Origin of the sequence: Tannerella forsythia, from assembly GCF_003860135.1 — a bacterium.
Taxonomy (GTDB): Bacteria; Bacteroidota; Bacteroidia; order Bacteroidales; family Tannerellaceae; genus Tannerella; species Tannerella forsythia_A.
The window spans coordinates 16,440-42,817 of record NZ_RQYN01000026.1 but is presented as its reverse complement, the minus strand read 5'-3'; the positions used below and the strand labels follow the sequence as shown (position 1 = coordinate 42,817).

Sequence of the window (26,378 nt, the reverse complement as noted above, 5' to 3'; positions counted from 1 at the left end):
ATAATACATATATTTTTCTAACGCGTAGCGTTAGAGATTTTTTCAAAAAAACATTGTTTAAAAACATATATTTCAGCATATTATAAGTATGTTTGAAATTGGCTTTATATTAAAAAAATAACTCAATGCGGAATTTGGGTTTAAAATGAGTAACCTTTTTGGTGACATGAGTGACCTTTTCGGTGACATGTTACGGACTTGTGCCGGTTAGAGGATGTTCGTGCGGGGTGAACATAAAAAAATGAGGCTGTCTTTGCTTTTGAGACAGCCTCATTTTGACTTAGAAAAGATTTCGTTCTATTGCGCGTTAAGTCTCGGCGATGGCCGGCTTTTTCTTTCGGATGGCATCCCAAAGCGCAAAACCGAGCAGTCCGATCAGGACGATTCCCACCACAATGGAGCCGATCATGGAGATTTTCGCACTGCGAAGATATACTTCGTCAATACACTTGAACTCAATCTTGTGCTGACCTGCGGGTACTTTCAAGCCTCGCAGGATATAATTTACCCGCACCGGCGTTACTTCCTGTCCGTCGATATACGCGCGCCACGTTTTGTAGAATACTTCGGAGAAGACGGCCAAACGAGGCTGCGTGCTGTTGCTCTCGTAGAGCAGATGACCCGGATCGACGTAGTCAGTCAGACGGATCGAAGCCGTGCTGTCCGTCGCATGTTGTAACTGCTCCCAATCGGTCAGTTTATCTTTCCAGACCATGTCGATCACCGCTTTCTGCGACGGATCGAAGTCGTTTAAGGCAACGATTTCTTCATCGGGCGAGTTCACCCACTGAATCTCGTTCACGAACCACGCATTACCTAACGCCCGGTCGTTCTTCTGCACCTGAGGCCCTTGCTGAGTCGGAACGATGATATAACGCGTATTGAGCATATTCAGCACATTCGGGTTAATGCCCTGTTGCGAAAAATGATAATCGATTATATCCTGATAACGACGCAGTTTGGCCGGGCTGTATCCGCCGATGGATTTATGGAAGTACGACGTCTCCGATTCGTTGAACGTGCTTTTCGTCAAGTTCAACACCCGATAGTTCGGGTCTTTGTCCTGCAAAATGAGTTTGTCGGCTTCCGTCGCCACGATCTCGCGCGATTTCTTCTTCGGCACGAAGCTGTCGTGATTCAGGAAACGCTTGTCGACGGTCCACGCATCGATAAAGATCAGCACGCCGAAGATGGCCAGCAGATACCCCATTTTGTACGATATTTTTATATACAGCCACAATGCCGCGGCTGCCAGCGCGATAAACACAAACGAACGCCAAGCGTCGGCCGACAGGAGGCTCTGACGGTCGGAAACCAAGGCCATCAGCAGGTCGGGATACTGACCGAAATTCTGCGTGTCGGCCTGACTCGTGAAGCTCATCACACTGCCGCCGAACAACGCGTACAGCAGACACAGTCCTCCCGTAATGCCGGCCGAGATATATAACGGACGAAGCAGTTTCTTCCGGTCGTCTTTGTATTCAAGAAACGTTTTGACGGCAAGTACGGCCAGCGCAACCATCGATACCTCTGCGATGACGAGTGCCATCGAGGGAGTACGGAACTTGTTGTACAGCGGCAGATGGTGGAACAGAAACTCATTGATCCCCGCGTTTTTCCCCCACGAGAGAACGAACGAAATCAGGGTCACGGCAAGCAGCCACCATCGTTCGGGACCTTTCACGATAAGCAGTCCCAGCACAAACAGGAAACAGATGATAGCTCCCACATAAACCGGTCCGGCCGTAAAAGGTTGGTCGCCCCAATAAGCCGGAGCGTACTGACAGAATTGCTTGCCTTGTGCGGCTTGTCCGTTACGACTGAAGAAATGGTAACACTCCGAATCCGTGCCGATATCGTAATGCGAGCTGGCTCCGTAGAAGTTTGGTATCAGCAGCGTCATCGTTTCTCCTTTGCCGTAGCTCCAGTTGAACGCGTAGTCGATGTCCAGCCCGGAGCTCTCTTTCTTTCCGTCGGGATTGGCTTTCAGAACAGCGCCGCCCCGCATCGTCTCTTTGACGTAATCGGCCGAGTTCATCAACGAACCTAAAGCCGGAGCGATAGCCAGCAAACCAACGACCAGTAGGACAGCGGATGATTTCAGATAATCGGGCAACGTATGTTCACGGATGGCATAGATCAAATAAACCACAGCCAGCACGAGAATCATAATCAACAGATAGTAGCTGATCTGCTGATGGCTCCACAGTACGTTCAACCCCGTAAAAACAAGCGTGACGATGCTTCCCCAGAGATATTTCTTGCGGTAGCAGAGAATAATTCCTCCGATAACCGGCGCCATCGTAGCCATTACAAGGCATTTATTGACATGACCGGCATGGATGCTGATCAGGTTGAACGACGCGAACGCATAGGCGATCGCTCCGATGATACTTAACCAGTGCCTGCACCCCAAGGCGATCATAAAAATGTAAAAACCGATGAGAGAGAGGAAAACCACAAAGGCGTTTCCGGAAAGAAAATAGAGCGAGAACACGCGGCTCACAGAGCTGAATATGTTAAAGATCGGAGCGCTATACGCGTAGTTGTGCGGCATTCCCCCAAACATACGGTTCGACCAGAAAGCGTGCTCTCCCGTTTCCTTATAATGATCGGCCAGGTCTTTTCCCCAACCTTGAGCACTCGTCACATCGCCCTGCATCAGCCCTTTATTGTCGAATACTTCCGGCGCGAAGTAAATGACGGACAGCCCTAAAAACAATAATACCGCCACGATATGCGGCAAACTTTTTTTCAATGTATCGCTCATGATGTTCTATCTTTTCAATTCTTACATTATAATAATATCGATTCGCTAATAATTGTTCCCGAAAAGCTTCGCCCGGTAGAAACGAAAGGCAAACCAAAGGTGTCGTATTTGTGTCGGGAACGTGCCGTAATAGTTGCACATGATCCGGTAGCGCTCTTTCAACGACGCCTTGCGGTTGCGGGTCGTCATCCCCTCCGCGAGATAATGGACGAGACGCAGATGCGAATGGACAATCGCCGCGGATTGTTTCATGCAACGGATGCACCAATCAAAATCGGCAGAAAAGCGGTATTGCAGATCGTACTCCGGCGCCGCCTCCCGCTTCATCACGAAGGCCTGATGACAGACGAGCATGCCCATACGGAAACTCTTCCATGTCAAATGCTCCGGCGCTCTCAACCGACGAGCCGCCAGATATTTCCCTTCTTCATCCACCACGTCCGTCTCCCCGTAAAGGATATCCGGCAGATGATGCCGCTGCGCGACTTCTGCCAGACGGGCGACGGTATCGGGCGACTGCAACGTATCGCCCGCATTGAGAAACCATACGTAATCGCCTGTCGCCATCCGCAGTCCTTTGTTCATCGCGTCATAAAGCCCCTTGTCCGGCTCCGAAACAAGTTCGAATCGCTTGTTTTGCGCGGTCAGACGATCGCGATACGGTGCAACAAGACCGATGGTTCCATCGGTGGATACCCCGTCGACCAGAATATATTCGATATTCCTGTACGACTGATCGCAAACACTTCGCAACGTCCGCTCCAACACTCTCTCGGCATTGTAAGTGACAGTGATGATGGAAAAGAGAGGAGGCATATATTATGACAACAAGCTATGATATAATGCTATGTGTTGTTTGGCAACGACCTCTTCGCTATAGCTTTGCTCTACCTTCTTACGTGCATTCTTCGAAAGCGTTTCCGGATCGGCTTCTTCCAAAATCCAGCGGATGCCATTGGCCAAATCGTCTGCGTTCTTATATTCCGCTACATACCCATTCTTCCGATGATCGATCATTTCGGGAATACCTCCCACATCGAACCCGACGCAAGGAGTCCCGCATGCCATGGCTTCCATGATCGTGTTCGGGAGATTTTCCTCTAGAGAAGGGGTTATAAACACATTTACTGCATTATATAAACAAACAATATCATCGGCTTGGCTCAAATACCCCATCGAATATACAGGGATTTGAATGAGACTTATAAACTCTTCTTTTGCTTGTCCAAATACAACTAAGCAAACGTCCTTTAGTAGATTCAATTTTATAATCGCATCTACTAAATAAGATAAGCCTTTTCGTTGATCTGTGAGATTTGCAGCACCAAAAAGCAACATCTTTTTATCTTGGGGCAGACCAAGTCTTCTTCGACTGTCAATTTTATTGTTTGATTTAAATATAGAAATATTAATCGGATTAGGAATGGATAAAATACAATGATTTATTGAGAGGTTACTACTTTGAGCTTTTTTCAACAACCAGTGGCTACATGCAATCAATCTTATGTTGCTATTCGAAAAAATAAGCTCTCTTTTTTCTATGAATTTTTTTTCAGACAGATCATGTTTCTTTTTTTGTAGAAAGAAACATTCGGAGCACCTGCTCATGAAATGATTGCAATGTCGAGCATGATGACATATTCCCGTAAAAGGCCACATGTCATGCATCGTCCAAACAATCGGTTTGTCTAATGAAGATAGTTTGGCTATGCTACCCAAGGATAGAAACCCCTGATTGGTCCAATGCAGATGAATAATATCCGCCCATTTCACAAGAGGGTGCCGGTCGATACGGTATCCTGTATTGGCAATCGATACGGCAAATAAGTTCTCACGAGAGAAACCGTTATGTAACCAGATAACAAAACGCTCCCATAAGAATCGAAGCTTGCCAAGCCACTTGGGCTCCTTCTCATAGATACTGTATACGTGTTCGTCGTCCGTCTGCTTATCACGTACCAGCATCTTAACTGATACACCCTGCTTCTCCAATGCTTGCTGCAAACGCTTGCAAGCGATCGCGGCGCCTCCTTGTAACTCAAACGTGCTAAGCAGAAGAATATTCATTTTATTTAAAAAACATTTCCGTATTTTACGCTCAATCAAGACCTATTTTTAGAAGGCTATCAGTCAAGTTTTATCCATCACATAGCTAAAAGCATCTAGATAACGTTGGCTTACCGTACCTAAATTAATTTTTTCTTTGATCACCCGATACGAAGCCTCTCCCATAGTTTTTGCTTTTTCTTTATCTGATAGGACCAAGTCAATTTTATAAGCGAGGCTATCAACGTTACCTTCTTGAAAGATGTACCCATTTACACCATCCGTTATCAGGTCTTTCTCTGTTCCGTCACAAACGGAGCAAATTACGGGCAAAGAAAAGCACATCGCATCATTAATTGAAAGGCCTCCCATACCCGCTAACACATATACACTCGATTCGTGCATATATTGCCCTAATGCCAGAGGATCATAAATCGCTCCCGTAAAAACAGTTCTGTCTTTTAATCCGAGTTTCGAAACTTGTTGTTCCAGTGTTTCTCTTTCAGGGCCATCGCCGATAATGACCAGTTCGGCATCCGGATATTTATCGGATATTTTCTGAAAAGCCTCAACCAGTAAATCGACCTTCTTCCATTTCACCAATCGTCCGATATGAAGAATACGCGGACATATTTTAAGTATTGGAGGGGTTGATAGCACTTCTTTACGCTGCTCAAATAATGTATCCGTATCCGATGTGTTATAGCGAACAAAAATGTCTTCTCTTTTTACTCCGTAAGAAGGAAGAATATCGTATGCACAAGAAGCATAGTTGACCGTTGCATCTGCCTTTTTATAGATATACCGCCGTATCCACATCGTTAACATGGCACGGAGATAAAACGATAATCCCTGACTTTGTAGTTCCATGTTTTCATTGTATACCGGATGCTTCTTGAAATAGCCCAACTTTCCGAAAGGAGGGGTTTGAAAAGGGATCTCTTGTATAATCAGGCGGATTTTATTTTTTTTTATCAATTTGAGAATGCTCCGATCAAAAAACAAATGCAAAAAATAAGGCCATCCGATCATCAGAATATCCGGCTTCTCCTCTGATAAAATGCATTTCAGATCAATCAAAGCAGGCTTACCATACCATTTGGTCTTTGAACGACTATAACAAATCCGATAAGACGTTTTTTTTGCCTCTGCACGTTTTACCCCCGCTCCGACTGTCTTGTCATCATTCTGCGGTAACAACATGACCAATTCACACCCTCTCGAAACGATTCGTTCGAGTACAGGATGCGTATACGCAGCAATCATCGGATTTGCATAAAGAACTTTCATAAAGCTCCGATATATTCAACAATCCGTTCACAAGCCTTTCCGTCGCCATACGGATTGACCGCCTGACTCATTCGTTTGTAACATTCGGTATCATCTAACAATGACGATACTTCCGAGACAATCTTATCGTAATCCGTGCCGACCAGCTTGACTGTTCCGGCTTCCAGCGCTTCAGGACGCTCTGTCGTATCGCGCATAACGAGTACCGGTTTACCCAGTCCGGGAGCTTCTTCCTGTATACCTCCGCTGTCAGTCAAGACGATATGGCTTTTCTCCATCAGATACACGAACGAAAGGTATTCCAGCGGCTCGATAAAGAATAAGTTGGATTGACGATTCTCTCCGAAAATCGCTTGGATGGGTTTTCGTACATTGGGGTTCAGATGCATCGGATAGACAAAGTCCACATTCGGATATTTCTCGCTCAACGTTTTAATCGCCTGGCAGATATGTAGGAACCCATCACCAAAGTTTTCACGTCGATGGCCGGTGATAAGCACAAGGTGACGTCCCTCTTCCACTCCCAATCGGTCTGTATCATAGCCCGCGGCCTTCAGCTCTTTCCCGAGTGATAATTGTAAAGGAACGTCGTTTTTGATCTTATTGACAACGGCATACAGCGCGTCGATTACGGTATTGCCGGTGACGAGGATACGGCTCTTGTCGATACCTTCGCGCAGCAGATTCTCCCGGCTCAACGGCGTAGGAGAAAAATGATGCGTTGCAATCCGTCCCGTAATCTGTCGATTCATCTCTTCCGGCCATGGACTGTAAATATTATGTGTCCGAAGTCCGGCCTCCACATGCCCTACCGGTATCTGACGATAGAAAGCAGCTAAAGCCACAGCCATCGAAGTAGTCGTATCGCCATGTACCAATACGATTTCAGGCTTGGCCTCGGACAACACGTCGCGCATACCGGAAAGGATTCGGGCGGTGACATCGTACAAATCCTGCCCCGGCTTCATGATGTTTAGGTCGTAGTCCGGAACAATCCCGAAGATGTTTAGCACCTGATCCAGCATCTCCCGATGTTGGCCCGTTACGCAGACCAACGTTTCATATTGATCGGGGTGTTTTCGGAACTCCTGCACGAGCGGAGCCATCTTTATCGCCTCGGGACGTGTCCCAAAGACTAACATTATTCTTTTCATCATTTTACTTTTTGAATATCCCGCAGAAGTCTAAGATCACTTTCTCTTCCTCCCAAGGCAATGTTTTAAATTCATTGTGAGCCACCAAGAAAGCGACAATATCGGCCTTCTCATACGCTGTTTGATAGTTGGTCAGTTTGAAAACGGGATGCTCCTCAATGTTGGGTTCTACGACTAATAGATTCTCCGGCTCCGATTGCAATACTTTTTGCGTGATGTATTTAGCCGGGCTTTCCCGCAGATCGTCAATATTCGGTTTAAAGGCCAGTCCCATAATGGCTACGACAGGTTTCCGCGAACGTTTCATCTCATATTCCAGCATGGCGTTTTTGATTTTTTCCGCACACCAGAAAGCTTTATAGTTATTGAGTTCTCGCGATTTGGCGATTAACTGCGACTCTACCGGGAATTCCGAAGTCAGAAAGTACGGATCGACTGCGATACAATGTCCGCCGACACCACAACCCGGCTGCAAGATATTCACCCGCGGATGCTTATTGGCCAACTCGATCAGCTCCCAAACATTAATTCCGGCCTTGTCACAAATCAGAGACAGTTCGTTGGCAAAAGCGATCTGTACATCGCGCGACGAGTTCTCCGTCAGCTTACACATCTCAGCCGTCTTGGCATTCGTCTGATGCAGATCTCCTTTCACGAAGAGTGCATAAAACTCCATGGCCTTTTGCGTCGAAGCCTCATCAATTCCTCCGATCACCCGGTCGTTATATTCCAGTTCATAGAGGAGATTGCCGGGCAGTACTCTTTCCGGACAATAGGCCATGTAAATGGCTCCTTCCAATTCCGGACGTTCGGAGTAAAGGAGATGCTTCATTTTATCGGTTGTCCCTACCGGCGAGGTCGATTCGATAATCAGCAGACTGCCTTTCTTCAACAAAGGAATAACCGAACGTATAGCTGTTTCAACATACGAAATATCCGGCTCATGATTGCCTCTGAAAGGTGTCGGAACGACAATCAGGTATACATCACCTTCTTCGGCCTGCGTAGTTGCACGCAAATGTCCGCTTCGCACGACCTGCTCAACCACTTCCGCCAATCCCGGCTCTACGATATGCGTCTCGCCTTTATTAACCGATTTGACCACCCGTTCATTGATATCGACACCGACGACCGTGAGCCCCTTTCCGGCCAGCATTGCCGCCGTCGGGAAACCAATATATCCTAAACCGATGCAAATAATTTTGTTCATAGTTTTTGTCTGTTCTTTATCTATTATGAAGATTACTTACAATCATTTCATTGTGATCCTGCCGATAACGGTCTTGAATAGGGCAGATAACAGTAAATAGTCCTCGTCTCTAGTACTCTGGGTTTTGAAAACCACGTCTATACCGTATAGGCAGAAGTCTATGTGTTGTTGTTTCTGAATGTTTTTAGAGAAAGGGTGCAAGTTATTAATGGAATAAATTCAAGTAATCTTCAAAAATATACAGCTTACCACGCGAAGCACCGGTAATTTCTTTTAACACCCTCATTTCTTCCATTTTAGAAATAATCCCATAAGCACTTTTTAGCGATTTTCCTGTAACTTCCGCTGTTTTTTGAGCGTCAATAACCGGCGTTTGATAGAGGAATTCAACAACTTTGTTGGCATCTTTGCCTTTTACACCCAGTTCTTTTATCTTCAACTCAGTATGTTTTTGGAGCTGTAGAATTTTGTCGAACGTTTCTACTCCTTTCTGGGCAGTCTCGATAACACCTCTCAAGAAAAATTTCAGCCATTGATTGAGGTCGTTATGTGTGCGTACTCGCATTAAGTTATCGTAATAGAGTGTCCGATGCTTCTCAAAGAAATCGGATAAATACAAAATTGGTTGCTTCAGGATGCCTCTGCTAACTAAATAGAGGGTAATCATTAAACGTCCCACACGGCCATTTCCGTCTAAAAACGGATGGATGGTCTCAAATTGATAATGCATGATTGCAATTTTCAATAAATCGGGCAAGGGATTGAGACTATCGTTAGCAAATTTTTCCAAATCAGACATCAATTCTGGCAAACTGGTATGTATGGGAGGCACAAAAACAGCATCGGCCAAAGATGCTCCACCAATCCAGTTTTGACTGCTTCGGTATTCACCAGGAAGTTTATGCTCACCACGTACCCCTTGCAGTAGAATTTTATGGATTTGCCGTATCAGACGTGACGAGAATGGTAATGTATGCAAGAGATTTATCCCTTCATTCATCGCCGAAATGTAGTTACGAGTTTCTTCCCAATCGTCTCTCCGCTCGGTCTTGATTTCTTCCCTTCTTAGAAAAGCCTCTTCGATGTTCGTCTGTGTCCCCTCTATCTTAGTCGATTGCGTTGCTTCCTTGGCGACATGCATACGAACAAAGAAGTCGATGTTCACATATTCGGAATACATATCAAGGCGCCCCAAATGGCGGTCAGCCTGGCTGAGCAATTGAAAGACATTCATGTCTGATAATTTCCACACTCTATTAATCGGCTCGGGCTGAAAACTTTTGTAATACCCTTGATTGATATAGGTTCCTGATTTGAAATTCTCCATTGAAATTGCTTTTTCTTACTTTTTTGCCGAAAAACGAAAATAACGATGCTTCTTATTTTACTTTTTGCCGAAAAACGAAAATAATGATATTTCTTATTTTACCTTTTTTCTTGTTATCCTATCATGCCAAGTCACCGCATCGCCGCCGTCGGGAAACCAATATATCCTAAACCGATGCAAATAATTTTGTTCATTGTTAGTTACTATGTTGCATGAATAGTTCTTTTTACATCAACTTCTTGAAGAAATAAAACAGATAAGGCACCAGATTGTACTTACCGTTTTTCTTCCGCTCGTATTGCTTTATTCTATTTGCCAATGCTTTATCGAATGGTTTTGCTTTCACTTTTTTGAGTATTGTGCAAATCATCTCCGAGCGGTCTCCCCAATCATAATCTTTAACCGCGCTTAAACGTGCCTGTTCCTGAAATATATCCAAGTCTGAGAAATGTTTTATATAGTACATCATCTGCTCTACGAGCGAATCTGTAGAGACCTTACATTGTGGCCAAAAATATCCGTCACTTCTGGAGTAGAGGTATTCAATATCGACTAATTTTCCGTTTACTCCGTCTTGTATGAATTCATTCATAGGGGCATGATTCGATACGATACAAGGCAGTCCGCAAGAAAGGGCTTCGACAACGGTCAGTCCTAACCCATCTAAGATAGACGGATATACGTAGACGTCTCCTAAGCCGTAAAGTCCCGGTGCGGGAATGGTTGCTGTTCTAATTTCAATGTCAGGATGATGATAAATGGACGGATCGAAATGTTCGAGACATGTCTCTAATTTGCGTTGTGTATGAATAAGCAGTTTCGCTTGATGTCCTTTCGGCAGTTTCAAAAATGCATCAATGACGGTATCTGTCCCTTTCCTTTTCGGATTCATTCCCGCGGAGTGAAAGAAAGTGAGGTGATCGTTCTTTTGACGTTTTACGTTGAATACGTCCGTTTCCGTTCCCCAAGGGATGAAATAGGTTTGCGGTATATCTTTAAACAGCAGGTAATGGCGGCGAGTATTGCAAAATATATAATCGTACATTGCAAAGAAAGGGACGGTATCTTCTTTGTAATAGTCGACGTATGTTCCTGTCTTAATACCGAGTTCCTTACACCATACGACAGGGGGCCACCAGTTTTGCTCATTAAAGAGGACGATATCGATACGATTCTTCGTCAGCCACCGCGTAAAATCTTTTTTAACCATCAGCCCGATGTCTCCACTGTAATATTTCTTGGAGATCTTTCCCCATGTAACAAACTCTTTATCCCAGTCGGACTGATTTTTACCGTACGATTCTCCGCTACGGGCATAGACAAAGACTTCGTTATCCGGATCGGTCTGTATGGCTTTCATATATTGTCGCGAAACGTATGCCGCGCCTCGTTCGAACCATGTCGATACAATTCCTACGTTCATATGGCAGAATATATAGCGTTATACTCTGCATTGGGATGACCGAGGATTTTCGTTTGAGCTTTCCGATATCTATAATTATCGGATTGGTAGTGGTGGTATATTCTTTCATATAAGCACCCCCCCCTATTAACTATATTTAACTCTTCATCCTTAGATAGTTCATTTACATCCATATTTTGTAAGCGCTTTACCAGATGATACCGATCAAAAACGGCTTTTATTTGCAGGTCGTTTTGCCCTTGACCTACATTACGATGATACAAAGCAATGTCTTGCGCATTGTTTAATGAGATAAACTTTTCAGAAAAAGCACATTCTAACGGTACTTTCACATATTTCGTTCCGTTGAGTAGCGTCATAGCCTTAAACCATACATCGTCGGCACTGGGAGTATAAAGCATAAACCGTTTTTCGTTCAATATGTCACGATAAAAGCAATGAGGCGGATATAAAACCCCGCCTGCTCCGGTAGCAAAGTTAAGCAATGAGGCATTGTATTCCTGATCGGTATGCTCCCACTGCACGTAGGGTTTGAGATTTCCTTGTGGAGTAAATCCAATCCGGCTACCAGTATAGTAACATACACAATGTAAATTTTTCCGACTGGTATTTACAAGGCGTTCTATGAAATCGAATGGGTAAATATAATCATCATCCACTGTGATGATGGTCTGGTCAGGGGCTTCATTCAATGCAGGAACCAGTTTTTTGAACGACCGAATATCTTTACAGAATCGAATTTCCAACCCGCGTTGCTGCTGTTTTTTCAATACGAGCGGAAGATCGGCTGTCATGAATTCCTCTTCGGATAACCAAAGTAACAGCCGGGCTGGTTTGACGGTTTGCCGTAACAGGCTTTCAATGGTCAGGTAGACATCGAAGATACGTTTGTTATACGTAGTCAACGAAACGATTACCGCACTGTTTGCATCTACACCAGTCTCATCGCCTTGTAAAGCGTATTGTCTGTATTGCTGAACGGCTAAATGGGTTTTCACCAATGTGTTTAAATTGAACGCATGAGTAAAACTCTGCTTTAATTTCCAGAAGATTTTCATTTATTTTTTATGACCATAGCAAACAGTTTGTGCCTGAGATGTACGACCGTGTAATGGGGATTGGCTTCCAATATCAGGGATTCGAGCACTTGCGGGTCGTCCGGGAAATGATAGGTACAAATTGCGAGTTTGGGCGCCAGTTTCTTCAAGGTTTGTTGTGCTCCTCTGAGCAAATTACGTTCGAAACCTTCAATATCGGATTTGATATAATCGATTTTCGTGATACCGTTTGCTTCGACAAAGGCGTCCAAGGTTGTGATTTGAACGGTTTCGTAGCGATCGGTGTATACGGCTTGTCTTTGGGTGTCGAAATTTTCACTCACCAACGAATTAGATCCCGAATTCTGATCGCAAATATTGATTTTCAACTCTTCTTTTTTATCGCCTAATCCGGATTTAACGGGAATGATATACGGACTGTTCAGGCGCGCTGTTTCGCAAAGCCAGTTGTAGGTGCTATCGGTTGGTTCGAAGGCATAACTTGTAGCTCCTTTCGAGGCTGCATAAGCGCTGAAATCGCCCAACCATGCGCCGGCATCGATCACGATATCGCCCGGTTTTACGGTAACATCGAAGACTCCGTCAGTATATCCGTATGGGCCTTCGACCATGCTTTTATCAAGCTTCTCGACGAGATGTTTGTGATAGTTTTCGCCATAATGGCAGGAGAACAATAATACATCTTCAAACACGTGACGTAATACATCCAATTTCTCAGGATCGTGAGAGATGTCGGGGATTTTCGCACCGTTGAAATTAAAGCATTTTTCTACCGGGTCAAAATATCTCATGACCGATTGATGCTTGGCTTTACGAAGACGTTTCTCAAAGAAAGGATATGCAATCTTTGTTTTTTCAGAAATCCGGCGCAGAAAATAGCTGGCAGTTTCTGCTTTTGTCCATTTTAGGCGGGTATATCCGTTCCAAGTATTTGATAGCAGCTTCATGACCTTGTATGATGTCTTGTATGATGCAGTGACATGGCTTTAAACACGTCGTTAAACCGGTTGATCCATGTATGCTCTTGTTCGGCTCTTTTTCGCGCGTTTATCTTCATGTTCATTCTTTCATTGCTTTTATTGCTATGTAAATAAAATTTAGCTTTATCGATATATTCTTCTTTTGTACGGTAGAGTACGATTTCCTTTCCGTCCTCAAAATATCCGGCCAATTCGTCGATATAAGGCGCGAATTGCAGGCCGCCGCACATGGGTATCTCGAAGGTGCGCAGGTGGATTTTGTGTACCGGTGTACGCAGCAGATAGGTATCCCACACTTCGGTAATGCCGAGCGAAAGAGCGAAGTCGGAGTAGAGGCGATTCATCTCTTCGAAAGAGACGGACGGATGAATGTGTAAATGGTCCGATTCGAGCAGTTGCGGACGGGAAGTGAATTTCTTTTTTACCTTGCTCCAGAGAATTCGTCGGCCGATCGGGAATTTCATCAAATCCAAATCGCCCCGGTCGATTCGGACGAGGGGCTTGTTTTGGCTCGGCGTTCGGATGGCTTGACCGGATGGGGGAGCATTCAGTAAATGGTCTGAATAGAGACTGCACGGTACGCCGCCTTTCAGCAGATCGTTGATTTTCATCACCCGTGTTCCGTAGGGTGTACCAATAAAGCCTACGGTGGGGATTTCGGCCGTGAAGCGGGGACGAAAAACGTGCGGATTGGCAGCGTAAGGCAGAAAGATACATGTACAGCCCCAGCTTTTAAACAAGGGCATGGTTTCGAACGAGGTGAGCCAGACCAAATCGAAGAGAGGAGCTATTTGCCGTTGCATAAAGGGCGCTTGCAGGTTATCGGAGCAAAGCAGCAGGGTAGGTATACCTCGCTGTTTGAACCGTCCGACGGTATCGGGTTTCACCAGCTCGTCTCCGTGAAGACTGACCATCAGGTCGGCCGATACTGCGCCGGCAGCTTTTGCAAGTGCTTCGTTGAATTGCTCCACATCGGAATATGCGAGTGGGTTGAAGACGGTAAGGGTATGTCCGGCGCGCTTCAACTCATCCAGAAAATGGACGCGTGGGACCGAACGCATGACAGACCCGTCGTCTTCGTAGATAAATAACAGATGCATTTCTTATTGCCGTGTCTTTATACCTGTTTGGGGCGACGGCTCCTCTCTCGCTTTTTCACGTTTTTTTTCTACGGTATGGGTGAATCGGCAGGAGGAGTGGGTGTTGTGCCCTTCTTTTTTTCGCCCAGCGTATGACGCAGCGAGACAAGTTCGTTTTGTTCGTTGACGGCCTTCTCTACTTCGGTGGCGAAGGCTTCGTATTTCGCGGCGTCGACTTCTTTCATGATGTCGAGGTATTTGATCAGTTTTGAGTTGATGGTTCGCAAGAGTGCCACTTTGATGCTGCTGGCGCTGGGCAGGTTTTTCTGCTGTGCCAGTTCGCGGAGATATTCCACCTGAGTAGTTGCGAAGTCCTGCTGTGCTTCGCGCAGTGCCTTGATGGCGTCGAAGACTCCGGGCAAGGCCGCGATGTGCGGTTCGAGCGATGCGTCGGACAAGTCGCGCAGCAAGGATTCGATGAGCGATGTTTCGGCGTCGTAATTTTCAGAGACGATGGACATCGTATAGTTGTCGAACACGCGTTTGAGTGCCGGCGCATGCTGTCGTGCGAATTCGGTCGGCATGTTGGCGTAGCCGTTGAGTACGTGTCCCAAGGCGCGTACGCAACGGTCACGTACCCCGTCGCGGTCGTCCAGCTCATTCAGTACTTTCAGGCGTTTGATGGCTTCGGTAATTTGTTCGGACTGTAGTTTCATCGTATCCATCGTGGCAACGAGAAACGGGTCTTGGGTCAACTCGGGGCGAGCATGATACAAGGCAATGATTTGATCGGATACGGCATCCACTTCGGTGGTGCGGCTGGCTGTTTTCAGGTAGTTCATGTGTTTTATTTTTTATGGGTTATATAATGAAAATTACTGTGCATGTTCGGAAAATATGGCTGCCAAGCATCGTTACGGTGACGAGTCCCGACTCAGTGACGTATCAGTCCGATGTTACGATGACGACGATCGTTGGGATTTATCGCCGTCGTTCGTCGCGGTAACGTTGCCCGAGTGACTGTGTTGATAGACTTTGTCAGGGTGACGAAGAGCATTTTTATGCTTCGTTGCGTCTCGTTACGGTAAGCATAGTGGGCCGCAAATACATCCCGGATTTATTTTTTGATCAATTCTAATATACCGATACCCATTTCCTTGCATCCACAGTTGCTTTGGATCACTTCGTCGGTCAGTGGCACATTAGCGTGAAAGATTCCATGATCATCGAAACATGAAAAGCGCTCGATTTCATAATACTCCGAACACATTCGGAGCAAATAAGAAAGTGAAAAAACACGATGTGCATGAAACTCCACACGTTGAACACCTATTGGGACGGATAGATATAACCGCCCCTTGCTTTTAAGCATACGGGTGATATTTCTCAGTCCAATCACGTGCCCATTGTAACAAATCGTATCGCCGTAACGTCCTAATCCGAAATGCTCCATAGCATGAAGACATGAGATAGAATCGGTTATTTCCTCCTTGTCACAATTCGTGATATCCAACCGGGTGAATTGAACGTTGGGGATGACACTTTTAAGCGGTCTTACATCGATCACTTCGATGGGTCTGAATGTTGCCACATGCGCAACAAACCCGTCGATACGGCTACCTACGTCAATATGTCGTTCCGGATTATTCTTGAAAATGCGTTGAGCCACATATAAATCCTGCCAGAAATAACCGCCATAGGCACTCCCCGCAGAAGTTTTTTTATCGAAAAACAGAGGGTACAATTTGGTGATTGGGAAAAATTCATCTCCTTCTTTATACTGAGATTTAAATTTTTTCAGGTCTTTTCTGAATGAAGACATTCTCGATGGAGTAGGGATGCGAGCTATAATAGCTCCCGGATTGATTCCTGTCCACGTGATCAGCCACTCTTTAATTTTCGCTTTTCCGGACATAACTTATTCGTTTGAGATAGTTGATACTTTCTTTAAATATGATGGAGTTTGTATATTTCAATATGACGGAGTAGATCATAGCCATCGATAAAATTTTAATCGCAAAGCGCAAATGTACCTGCTCTACTTGTAATGAAATAAACCAAGCCCCTCCGATAGCCAGGGCGGTTACGGCGGCATACGGAAAAATGTCTTTCACCACGTCACTTATTCGCAGACCGATAAGTTTATGCGTGTACAGATGCCAAAAAAACGTACTGCAACAAAATACCCCCACATAAGTCGATACCATGACGAAAATATTCCCCGACAAATAATAACACACCAGCAACGACAGCAGCTGGGCGGCAAAAAGTATCGTCATAATGTTCATATAGAGATATGACTTTCCGTGCGAAAAAGCGAGCGACATGTACAAAGCGATCAAATAACTGTTCAGTCCCCAAATGCAAAAAATCTGCAGAAAAGGAATGCTGGGTCTCCACGTCGGGCCCAGTGCGATAAGAATAAATTCCTTTCCGGCGAAAGCTAATCCCAACAACGCCGGAAAAGTAATAAAAGCTCCGAAACGAAGCATCTTGCGGAAAACGTTTAGCTGACGCTGCCTGTCCGACTGAGCTTCTACCAATACCGGCTGAGCAATGTTATTAAGCGTCGAAACAATCATATTTCCTCCCATGATGGCCCATTTGTTGCCTTGAGAGTAATAACCCGTCATCGTTTCGTGGTACGCTTTCCCTAAGATGACCGTCATCAGATTATATGTGATCTGTGAAAAAACTCCCGTAACAAAGACCTTCACTCCAAACCCGAACATCTCTCTGAGCGGAGCCCGGTCAAATTCAAATGTCGGCCTCCATGGCGATAATCGCCAGCGAAGCACGACGATGATCAAGACCTGAGAAAGTTGCTGAATGACCAGCCCCCAAAAGGCCAGTCCGTTTAACGCCAGAATTAACCCGATAGCCCCCGATCCGAAAACAGCGGCCATATCGATGATTCCCCGCTGCTTGGCCATGATTTTTTTTAGCAGCAAAGCGTTATGCGCTACACCTGTCGCCGAAATAATAAACGTCAGAAACAAGACACGCGAAAGGGAAACCAGCACCGGTTGGTTATAAAATCGAGCGATCCACGGCGCGGCAAAGAAAAGAAGAACGTATATCCCGAAGGCTACGAATACATTGAACCAGAAGACCGCATTGTAGTCCTTATGTTCGATGGTTTTTCGATTGACCAGCGCTGTGGTAAAGCCACTGTCCATAACGGTATTCGCTACGGCAGTGAAGATAGCCAGCATCGCCACCAGCCCGTAATCGTCGGGCGAAAGGATCCGGGCGATCGCTATACCAAAAGCCATTCCGATCACTTGCTGGACGAAATTGCTGATTCCGCCCCAGAACAAACCTTTGGCTGTTTTTTCTTTCAGTGTAGCTTCTGGCATTAGGGAGTTATTCTCCTTCTTTTTCTTTTACGTAGCGAGGTGTTGAAGCGTTCTGAATCGCCTTCAATGCAATATCTTTTACACTGGCTTCAGCACGAAGAGCCTTATCGGCATACTCTTTTACCTGTGCTTGCAGTTCTTTTATTTTTTCCTGTAGAGAATTTATTTGCTGGTCCTTCAGACGAATCTCTGCCACATTCTGCTGCTCGGAAAGTTTGTTTTTGAATTCGTGCTCTGTTTGAAGGTTCTTTGTGATTTCCGCTTCCTTATCAATCAATGCTTTTTCTAACAACTGAGGATATTCAGCATGATATTTGCGTAACTCCACCAATTCTGTTTCTGCAGTTTTCAGGTTGGTTTCACGTTCCATCATTTCCTGCTCGAACTTTGCCTTCCGCTCTTGGAGCTCTCTTTCGAGCTGCTGTACTTTGACTTTATACTCATCTGTATCTTTTTGTCTTGCAGTTTTCAGATTGTATGCATACTCTTCTTCTTCACGCTGACGTTGCTTGGCTACCTCGTTGAGATGCTCCTCCTGTGTCGTTTTGTGTTTTTGCTTCTCTGTCTCCCATAAAAGTCTCGCTTCAGCCATTTCTTTTTCGAATGCCTCTTTTTTCTCTTTCTGCACAAGAAGCATGGTCGCCAATGAATCGGTATTGGCGGTGAGTGAGTATAAGTCTTCGAGCTTTTTTTTCTCAACTTCAATGGCCATCTTTATATCGGATAATTTCTTGTATTCCATAGAAAGTTCTTCCAATAATCCGTTTAATGAACCATTCAAACTTATTTTTAAGTTTTCGATGCTTTTTCCGATATGGTCTTTCGACAAGTCCGAAACGCGATCACTTATCTCTTTATTTTGCTTCTCTTCCTGTTCTAATTTAGGATGATTGGCCTTGGCTTTCTGCACTTCTTCCAGAAGACTTTCGTATGCTTCGAGAATCTCTGTCTTGGTGTTTTTGGATGATACGACGGTTGCCATAATTATTGATCTTAATTTGTTATTTAATCATTTTTTGTCCGGATCTTTCTTCAACGCATAAATCCGCTCGATGATATCGACGACTTTCATGCCTTCAAGTACGTTCGTCGTTATCGTATCGGAAGTGTTCCCGGAAAGGACATTCACCACGTTGCGGATTACGAGGTGATGGTTCTGTGCCGAGCCTTTGTAAGCGCCGTAGTCGTTGCCCGGATTCGTAGGTGGAAGAGTCGGCATCTCGTAGTCTCGGATATGGCAATATTCGACTTCGTTCATGTATTGTCCCCCGATTTTCACACTTCCGTTTTCCGCCACAATCAGCATGCTGCTTTCGAGGTTTTTATTCCAAACGGCGGTCGAGTAGTTCAATGACCCCATGCCTCCTCCGTTCGTAAAACGGAAGTGAACGACACCCGAGTCTTCGAAGGCGGTTGTATCGTGGTGGTTGAAATCGTCGAATCGCGCCTGTATGTCGGTAATGTCGCCGAAAAGCCAGTACATCACGTCGATAAAATGCGAGAACTGCGTAAAGAGCGTGCCGCCGTCCAAATCGGCCGTTCCGTGCCAGCCGCCGGCTTTGTAATAGCGTTCATCGCGATTCCAGTAACAGTTGAGCTGAACCATGTAAATCTGCCCCAAACGTCCCGACTCGATCATCTCTTTGATCCATACCGAAGGCGGAGAATAGCGGTTTTGCATCACACAGAAGACTTGCCGATGGTGCTTCAAACCAGTATAGACGACCTTCTCGGCATCGGCCACAGAGAGAGCCATCGGCTTTTCGATGACGACATGATAGCCAGCCTCCATCGACCGAATCGCCATCGAGGCATGCAGGCCGTTCGGCACGCAGATGTTTAACACGTCGAACGGAATACCACTTTCTAATAAAGCGTCCAAACTGCGGAAGAAAGGTACTTTATATGCCTCGATACCCAATACGAGTTCAGGTCGGATATCGCAGAGCGCGACCAGTTCGGCGCCCTCTTCACGCGAAATCATTTCCGCATGGCGTTTGCCGATATGTCCGCAACCGACCACGGCAAAACGAACCGGTTTGATCATTTCGTTTGTTGACTCCTTCATACAACAAGTCCACGTCACTCCCATCATGCGGGGTGACTCAAAAAGCGTTGCAAAGATACAAAACTTATTCTATACAACGTGTCGTGAAGATCGTTATTGCAAGCAATATCCGTAGCTCACGAGGGGTGATCTTCGTTTTCCTGACCGATGCTTCTCTGTCATCATGCTTCAATTTCTCCCCTCGATTCGCTCGTGTAACGAACAAATTAATCCTCTCGTGGGAAATTTCGCTTTGCTTTTAGGCTTTTCCGCCGTACCCGAAGCCAAGATCGTCGATCACGGCTTTGACTTCGGCTTCCGTAGCGGTACCTTCGACAAAGGCCGTCCCGCTGTTCAGATCAACGCTTACGGAAGTAACGCCTGCCAATTTGCCAAGGCCCTTCTCCACACTTTCCTTGCAATGGTTACAACTCATGCCGGTGATTTTATATTTTGCTGTCATATCGTTTGTTTGTATAGGTTCTTGTTTGTATTTCAAGAAAAAAGCATAGATGAGCAGCAGTACAAGCAAGATACTGCACGATGTTTTGAACCAGGGCGTATCCGGCTGGCAACAGGCCGCAGCCGTCGCAGTAATCGGCGCCGCAAACCATTCGGCAGGCAATAGATAATCGATTGCCAATCCGAATCCGACTGCACCGGTAATAATGGCTGCAAGATACGTAACAAGTGTTTTTACCCCCATCACTTTACGTATAACGAGAATAGCCGCCATGTTCGTTGCCGGTCCGGCCATCAGCAGGACAAGTGCCGCACCGGGCGACATCCCTTTCAACATCAATGCCGCGGCAATAGGGATAGATCCCGTGGCACAAAGATACATGGGGACAGAGAAGAGCAGTACGAGCAGCATGTTCTTTATCGGGGTGTCGGCGTACTGCTCGAAGAAGGTCGTTGGTACGAAAACGGTAATCAACCCCGCAATCACCAATCCGATTACTAACCATTTGCCGATGTCTTGAAGCATCTCCACATATCCGTAGCGCAGCGCTTCGATCAGACGGTTTTGTCGTCTCGGGCGAGAGGAGTCGTCAGAGCCTACACATCCGCAGGCGGAAGCGCATGATTCGCTCGACTTTTCTTCATCTCCGGCAGCAAAGCGGTTTACCGCTACCCCACCTACCATGGCAGTTACCAGTGCCACGAACGGACGGATAATCGCAAACGGAAGCCCCAAAAGCGAATAAGTGGCCATGATCGAGTCGACTCCCGTTTGTGGCGTAGCGATGAGAAAGGAAGTGGTTGCCCCCTTGCTCGCCCCTTCGTTGCGTAACGACATAGCGGTAGGAATCACTCCGCACGAACACAGAGGTAACGGGATGCCGAATAGGGCGGCCCACAATACCGACCGGAAATCGTTATGCGAAAGGTAACGCGTGTAAATCCCCTGCGGCACATACACATGCAGCAGTCCGGCAAAGAGGAAGCCCAGCAACAGATAGGGCGACATCTCATTCAACAAATTGACAAAAGCATTCCAAGATTCCATACACATTATCTTTTATTGCCCGACACGTTTTTTCTGCGTCATCGACTTTTTCGGAGTACCTTGCGATAGGCTGCTTCGTCATTGATGATGCGCAGGGCTTCTTTCAGGCTTTCGTTATCGTCGTTAATGGTTTGAAAATATTCGTTCATATCAAATAAGTCGCGTGCGATAAGTGCTTTGAGCTGAAGCGAGATCAGTGGCTTGGATCGATTGTATTGTTCTTCGTTGAATTCGATCTTCTCGTCAGTCGCGAGCTTCTGAAGTTCTTGGAGTATTTCGTCCGTCACCTCGAACTTCGCCTTGTATGTCTTGAATGCCGGATATTTTTTACCCAACTCCTTGCGATTCTTGTCGAGGTAGTTCATCGCTACACGGTTCACGATTCCCATTCCGGCCACTTTCCGGTGATAGTCTGTGTAACGTGTCGAATCGAAAGGAATAAAGATATCGGGCATGATTCCGCCACCGCCGTAGACCGTACGTTTGTTCAGCAGGGTGCTGAACTTCAGCGAATCCGGAAAATGGATGCTGTCGGCATTCATCAACTCACCGCGGTTATACCGTTCGATCAGGTCGCGATTATATTCTTTGGCCTGACCATTCTTATAGGGCTTCTGAATATACCGTCCCGAAGGCGTGTAATAACGTGCGACGGTGAGGCGGATCATCGAACCGTCGGGCATCGGGATCGGTTTTTGTACAAGCCCTTTCCCGAATGTGCGTCGTCCGAGAATGACACCTCTGTCCCAGTCCTGCACAGCTCCGGACACGATCTCACTCGCCGAGGCTGAAGCCTCGTCGACCATAATGACCAATCGTCCGTTCTCGAATCCGCCTTTTTCGGTGGCGTCGGCTTCCTCGCGTGGCTGTCGGTTCCCTTTGGTATAAACGATCAGCCTGTCTTTTCCGAGGAATTCGTCGGCCAAAGCACATGCCACATGGAGATAGCCTCCGCCGTTGCCCTGCAAATCCAGAATCAGGTGCTTCATACCCTGTTGGCGGAGTTTGACCAATGCCTTGTTAAACTCTTCGTGCGAAGAAGCGGCAAAACGGTTCAGGCGGATGTAACCGGTCGTTGCATCGGCCATATAGGCAGCGTCTAAACTGTAAACGGGTATTTTGCCACGGATAATTTTAAATTCGAGTAACTCGGTGGAGATCCCACGCTTTACTTTTACGCGCACTTCGGTGCCTTTTGGGCCTTTCAGCCGTTTCATGATGTCGCTCGTTTTCATCTTGACACCGGCAATCAGCGAATCGTCTACCATGATGATCCGGTCGCCGGCCATCAGTCCCACTTTCTCCGAAGGACCTCCGGAGATGACCTGAATCACGTAGAGCGTGTCGGTAAGCATATTGAACTGGATACCGATGCCGTCGAAATTACTGTCTAACGGCTCCGTCAACTCCTTCGTCTCTTCCGGATCGGAATAGTCGGAGTGAGGGTCTAACTTTTCGAGCATCCCGACGATTGCGTCTTCTACCAGCTTCTTCTCATCCGTCTTATCTACGTATAAGTTACTGATGGCATACAATGCCATGGAGAGTTTTCGGGCTTCCATATCGGTTCGCTGCTGCGCGTGAGCCGATGAATAAAGCAATGTGCAGACTATAAAGATCGATAAAATTCTGTTCATGATTTTCGTTGTTTTAATGTATGTTGCACTTCTTGAGGAACAAAACGGGAAATATCTTTGCCGTATTGTAACAGTTCGCGCACGATGCTGGAACTGATATGCGTATATTCGGGTTCGGTAAAAAGAATGAACGTTTCGATGCCGGTGAGTTCCCGGTTGACGTCCGCCATATGCTTTTCGTATTCAAAATCGCTCATGGTGCGAATACCGCGCAGAATAAATCGGGCATCAATGCGTTTCGCAAAATCGACGGTCAACGAATCATACAGCATGACTTGCACGCGAGGCTCGTTTCGATAAAGTTGTTCGATGGATGCCACTCGCTCCTCTAAGGAGAAATAAGTTTTTTTGGTCAGGTTCACTCCGATAGAAATGACGATTTCGTCGACTAATGTCAATGCGCGATCGACCAACGACTGATGGCCGACGGTAAAAGGATCGAATGTGCCCGGGAAAATAGCTCTTCTTTTTTCCATGTGCCTGTATTCAGGTGGTGAGATCTTCCTCTACCACCAAGTTGTCGATAATAAAATTTTGTCTCTCCATCGTATTCTTTCCCATATAGAACTCAAGCATCTCCTTGATCGAGTCTTCCTTTTTAATAGACACCGGATCTAAGCGCATCTCTTTCCCGATAAAATGCTTGAACTCGTCGGGAGAAATTTCCCCCAGCCCTTTGAATCGCGTAATCTCCGGATTCTTTCCCAGCTCATTGATTGCCGCGTTTTTCTCTTCCTCGTTGTAGCAATAAATCGTTTTCTGCTTGTTACGTACCCGGAAAAGCGGTGTCTGGAGGATAAATACATGTTTTTGCTTCACTAAGTCGGGGAAGAACTGAAGAAAGAACGTGATCAACAGCAACCGGATATGCATACCGTCCACATCGGCGTCGGTGGCGATGATGACCCGGTTATAGCGCAATCCGTCCAGCCCGTCTTCGATGTTCAAGGCGGCTTGCAGCAGGTTGAATTCTTCGTTCTCATATACGACTTTTTTGGTCAGACCGAAACAGTTCAGCGGCTTACCGCGCAGACTGAATACGGCCTGTAAGTTCGGGTCACGACTTTTCGTGATCGAGCCGCTGGCCGAGTCCCCCTCGGTGATGAAGATGCTACTCTCGGTTTTGTTCTCGCTCTTCCCGTCGTTAAGGTGAATACGACAATCACGCAGTTTACGATTGTGAAGGTTCACCTTCTTGGCTCGCTCGCGCGCTAACTTGGCCACTCCGGCGATGGCTTTCCGCTCTTTCTCGGATTCCTGTATCTTCTTATAGAGCGCGTCGGCTGTTTCCGGATTCTTGTGAAGGTAATTGTCGACCTCTTTCTTGATAAAATCGCCGATAAATTTGGCAACCGACAGATCGCCTTTCGGACTCATGTTTCGCGAACCCAGCTTGATCTTTGTTTGCGATTCGAACTCCGGTTCCTCCACACCGATATAGATGGCGGCGACAAGCCCGCTACGGATATCGGCCACTTCGAGGTTCTTATTGTAAAATTCCTTCACCGTGCGTGCAAACGATTCTTTGAATGCGGCCTGGTGCGTGCCTCCCTGCGAAGTATATTGTCCGTTTACGAACGAGTAATAATCGTCGCGCGACTGGTTGACATGCGTAAAAGCAATTTCTATATCATTCGCCTTGAGGTGGACGATGGGGTAAAGAATCTCGTCGGTGATGTTTTCGTTGAGCAGGTCTTCAAGACCTTTTTCCGAAATATATTTTTCACCATTATAATAAATGGACAGTCCTGAGTTCAGGTAGCAATAGTTGCGAATCAGTGTCTCTACAAACTCGTGACGGTATGCGTAATTTTCGAAAATCGACGGGTCCGGGGTGAATCGGATGAGTGTTCCGTTTTTTTCCTTCGTTTCAATGGCCTCACGGTCGTGAACAAGTTTTCCGCACCGAAACTCGACCCTTTTCTCCACCTGATCACGATACGATACGACCGTAAAATCGGTAGACAGCGCGTTCACCGCCTTGATGCCGACACCGTTCAGACCGATAGACTTTTTGAACGCTTCGGACCCGAATTTACCGCTGGTATGAAGCGTCGAGACCGTTTTAGCCAGATTTCCTTGCGGAATACCACGCCCGTAGTCACGTACCGACACGTTTCCTTCGTCGATGGTAATATCGATCCGGGTACCGGCCTTCATACGGAACTCGTCGATCGAGTTATCGATGACTTCTTTCAGAAGAACGTAAATGCCGTCGTGCCGGTCCTCGCCGCCGTGCGTATTGCCGATATACATACCGGGACGCTTGCGAACGGCATCAAGCCCTTCGAGCGTAACAATATCTTTGTCGTCGTAGGTTACTATTTGTGAAAGGTTCGTGTATTCGTTCATGAATCAACTCAGTTTTTTGATGAAAGCCCTTCGTGTTTTATGATGCTCGCGTTTGAAATAATCCCACTGTGCCTGTACGGCCGTATTCGTCTCCAACTCGATGTTGCTCTCCGCGTACTCCGCTCCCAGTTTAATGTATTCGGGGATGAGGTCGCAAAAAAGCAGAGCATTGACTCCTTTGTTCTGATATTCGGGCAGGATACCCATCAAATACAGATCGACAATTTTTGTTTTCGAGTGCATCGCTTTGAGCAGCGGAATGAAACCGAACGGGAACAGTCGTCCTTTGGCTTTTTGCAAGGCATGCGAAAGACTGGGGAGCGAGATGCCGAACCCGACTACCGTATCGTCTTCTTCGCGTACGATCAATGTGACCAGATTAAGACGCAACATCGGGATATATATTTTGGCGTAGTAATCGATCTGTTTCGAGGTCAACTCAGAAAACCCGTAAAGCGGAGCAAACGACGCGTTCAACGTTTCGAAGACTTTGCGCGCATACGGCTGAATGTCTTTCCTCCTCTTGAATTTTAATACTTTGAGGCCGTATTTCTTTTTCACGATTTCGGCGATGCGCAGATGTTTTTCGGGGATCGCGTCGGGGATATAAATTTTAAACTCGTGCCAGTCCTGATCTTTCACGTAGCCCATCCGCTCCATGTGTTGGGGATAATACGGAAAGTTATAGATCGTCGCCATCGTACCGAGCTGGTCGAACCCTTCGATCAGCATCCCTTCGTGATCCATATCCGTAAAGCCCATCGGTCCGTGAATTGCCTCCATGCCTTTGGCTTTGGCCCATCCTTCTACGGCATGAAACAGCGCATCGACGACTTCCGGATCGTCGATAAAGTCGACAAATCCGAAGCGTGCATGTTTCTGTCCCCATGTCTTGTTGCTCGCATGAACAATGATCCCGGCAATCCGCCCCACGATTTTATTATCCTTATACGCTAAAAAATAAATTGCTTCGCTGTTTTCAAAAGCAGGATTCTTCTCTTTCGATAAAGTAATCATTTCTTCCTCGATCAGTCCGGGAACATGATATGGGTTGCCTTTGTATAAATCGATATTGAACTTGACGAAGTTCTTCAGATCTTTTTTTGTCGCTACTTCTTTAATTGATACACTCATAT

22 protein-coding genes are annotated in these 26,378 nt (G+C 46.2%); 1 reads left to right on the top strand and 21 read right to left on the bottom strand.

Annotated features, from left to right (window positions below; translation table 11 throughout):
• Positions 1–307: 307 nt before the first annotated feature.
• The 12 genes from EII41_RS07915 to EII41_RS07860 form a co-directional block, all read right to left on the bottom strand.
• Positions 308–2,770, bottom strand: coding sequence for a hypothetical protein (locus EII41_RS07915; protein ID WP_124790140.1), 2,463 nt, complete (start codon positions 2,768–2,770; stop codon positions 308–310).
• 45 nt (positions 2,771–2,815) lie between these two features.
• On the bottom strand, positions 2,816–3,586 hold the full coding sequence (locus tag EII41_RS07910) for a glycosyltransferase family 2 protein (RefSeq protein ID WP_124790139.1): 771 nt from the start codon (positions 3,584–3,586) through the stop codon (positions 2,816–2,818).
• Positions 3,587–3,589: 3 nt separating this feature from the next.
• Positions 3,590–4,837 carry a glycosyltransferase gene (locus tag EII41_RS07905; RefSeq protein ID WP_124790138.1) on the bottom strand — a complete coding sequence of 416 codons (1,248 nt, stop codon included), beginning with the start codon at positions 4,835–4,837 and terminating at the stop codon, positions 3,590–3,592.
• Positions 4,838–4,900: 63 nt separating this feature from the next.
• Positions 4,901–6,106: a glycosyltransferase gene (locus tag EII41_RS07900; protein WP_124790137.1), complete on the bottom strand. Its 1,206-nt coding sequence runs from the start codon at positions 6,104–6,106 to the stop codon at positions 4,901–4,903.
• On the bottom strand, positions 6,103–7,260 hold the full coding sequence (wecB, locus tag EII41_RS07895) for a non-hydrolyzing UDP-N-acetylglucosamine 2-epimerase (protein ID WP_124790145.1): 1,158 nt from the start codon (positions 7,258–7,260) through the stop codon (positions 6,103–6,105). The genes EII41_RS07900 and wecB overlap by 4 nt, the downstream gene beginning before the upstream one ends.
• Positions 7,261–7,264: 4 nt before the next feature.
• Positions 7,265–8,470, bottom strand: a complete 1,206-nt coding sequence (gene wecC, locus EII41_RS07890; protein ID WP_124790136.1) for a UDP-N-acetyl-D-mannosamine dehydrogenase — start codon at positions 8,468–8,470, stop codon at positions 7,265–7,267.
• Positions 8,471–8,675: 205 nt separating this feature from the next.
• On the bottom strand, positions 8,676–9,797 hold the full coding sequence (locus EII41_RS07885; protein WP_124790135.1) for a Fic family protein: 1,122 nt from the start codon (positions 9,795–9,797) through the stop codon (positions 8,676–8,678).
• Positions 9,798–10,023: 226 nt separating this feature from the next.
• Positions 10,024–11,220, bottom strand: a complete 1,197-nt coding sequence (locus EII41_RS07880) for a glycosyltransferase family 4 protein (RefSeq protein WP_124790134.1) — start codon at positions 11,218–11,220, stop codon at positions 10,024–10,026.
• Complete coding sequence (locus EII41_RS07875) at positions 11,217–12,278, bottom strand: hypothetical protein (protein WP_124790133.1); 1,062 nt, start codon at positions 12,276–12,278, stop codon at positions 11,217–11,219. Before EII41_RS07875 ends, EII41_RS07880 begins: the two co-directional genes overlap by 4 nt.
• Positions 12,275–13,069 (bottom strand): FkbM family methyltransferase, encoded by a 795-nt coding sequence (locus EII41_RS07870; protein WP_185711868.1) that lies wholly within the window; start codon positions 13,067–13,069, stop codon positions 12,275–12,277. The genes EII41_RS07875 and EII41_RS07870 overlap by 4 nt, the downstream gene beginning before the upstream one ends.
• 152 nt (positions 13,070–13,221) lie before the next feature.
• Positions 13,222–14,358: a glycosyltransferase gene (locus EII41_RS07865; protein WP_124790131.1), complete on the bottom strand. Its 1,137-nt coding sequence runs from the start codon at positions 14,356–14,358 to the stop codon at positions 13,222–13,224.
• Positions 14,359–14,426: 68 nt separating this feature from the next.
• Positions 14,427–15,179 carry a DUF6261 family protein gene (locus EII41_RS07860; protein ID WP_124790130.1) on the bottom strand — a complete coding sequence of 251 codons (753 nt, stop codon included), beginning with the start codon at positions 15,177–15,179 and terminating at the stop codon, positions 14,427–14,429.
• Between the two features lie 26 nt (positions 15,180–15,205).
• Here EII41_RS07860 and EII41_RS14150 point away from each other — a divergent pair, with 26 nt between their 5' ends.
• Positions 15,206–15,343: a hypothetical protein gene (locus EII41_RS14150; protein WP_185711867.1), complete on the top strand. Its 138-nt coding sequence runs from the start codon at positions 15,206–15,208 to the stop codon at positions 15,341–15,343.
• 111 nt (positions 15,344–15,454) lie between these two features.
• Here the strand turns inward: EII41_RS14150 and EII41_RS07855 are convergent, their stop codons facing one another.
• The 9 genes from EII41_RS07855 to EII41_RS07815 all read right to left on the bottom strand — a co-directional run bounded on the left by EII41_RS07855 (position 15,455) and on the right by EII41_RS07815 (position 26,376).
• Positions 15,455–16,252 (bottom strand): DUF268 domain-containing protein, encoded by a 798-nt coding sequence (locus EII41_RS07855; RefSeq protein ID WP_260425526.1) that lies wholly within the window; start codon positions 16,250–16,252, stop codon positions 15,455–15,457.
• Positions 16,230–17,696, bottom strand: coding sequence for a lipopolysaccharide biosynthesis protein (locus tag EII41_RS07850; RefSeq protein ID WP_124790129.1), 1,467 nt, complete (start codon positions 17,694–17,696; stop codon positions 16,230–16,232). The genes EII41_RS07855 and EII41_RS07850 overlap by 23 nt, the downstream gene beginning before the upstream one ends.
• Positions 17,697–17,703: 7 nt before the next feature.
• Positions 17,704–18,678, bottom strand: a complete 975-nt coding sequence (locus tag EII41_RS07845; protein WP_124751401.1) for a hypothetical protein — start codon at positions 18,676–18,678, stop codon at positions 17,704–17,706.
• Between the two features lie 27 nt (positions 18,679–18,705).
• Positions 18,706–19,743, bottom strand: a complete 1,038-nt coding sequence (locus tag EII41_RS07840; protein WP_124790143.1) for a Gfo/Idh/MocA family protein — start codon at positions 19,741–19,743, stop codon at positions 18,706–18,708.
• Positions 19,744–20,002: 259 nt separating this feature from the next.
• Entirely contained in the window at positions 20,003–21,253 is a 1,251-nt protein-coding gene (locus tag EII41_RS07835; protein ID WP_124790128.1) for an SO_0444 family Cu/Zn efflux transporter, read from the bottom strand.
• Positions 21,254–21,291: 38 nt separating this feature from the next.
• Positions 21,292–22,890 (bottom strand): S41 family peptidase, encoded by a 1,599-nt coding sequence (locus tag EII41_RS07830; protein WP_124790127.1) that lies wholly within the window; start codon positions 22,888–22,890, stop codon positions 21,292–21,294.
• Positions 22,887–23,366, bottom strand: a complete 480-nt coding sequence (gene coaD / locus EII41_RS07825; protein ID WP_124751404.1) for a pantetheine-phosphate adenylyltransferase — start codon at positions 23,364–23,366, stop codon at positions 22,887–22,889. Before coaD ends, EII41_RS07830 begins: the two co-directional genes overlap by 4 nt.
• A 10-nt stretch (positions 23,367–23,376) precedes the next feature.
• The gene (locus EII41_RS07820; RefSeq protein ID WP_124790126.1) at positions 23,377–25,242 is read right to left on the bottom strand and encodes a DNA topoisomerase IV subunit B; all 1,866 of its coding nucleotides are present in this window, start codon (positions 25,240–25,242) and stop codon (positions 23,377–23,379) included.
• Between the two features lie 3 nt (positions 25,243–25,245).
• Positions 25,246–26,376, bottom strand: coding sequence for a hypothetical protein (locus tag EII41_RS07815; RefSeq protein WP_124790125.1), 1,131 nt, complete (start codon positions 26,374–26,376; stop codon positions 25,246–25,248).
• Positions 26,377–26,378: the final 2 nt, after the last annotated feature.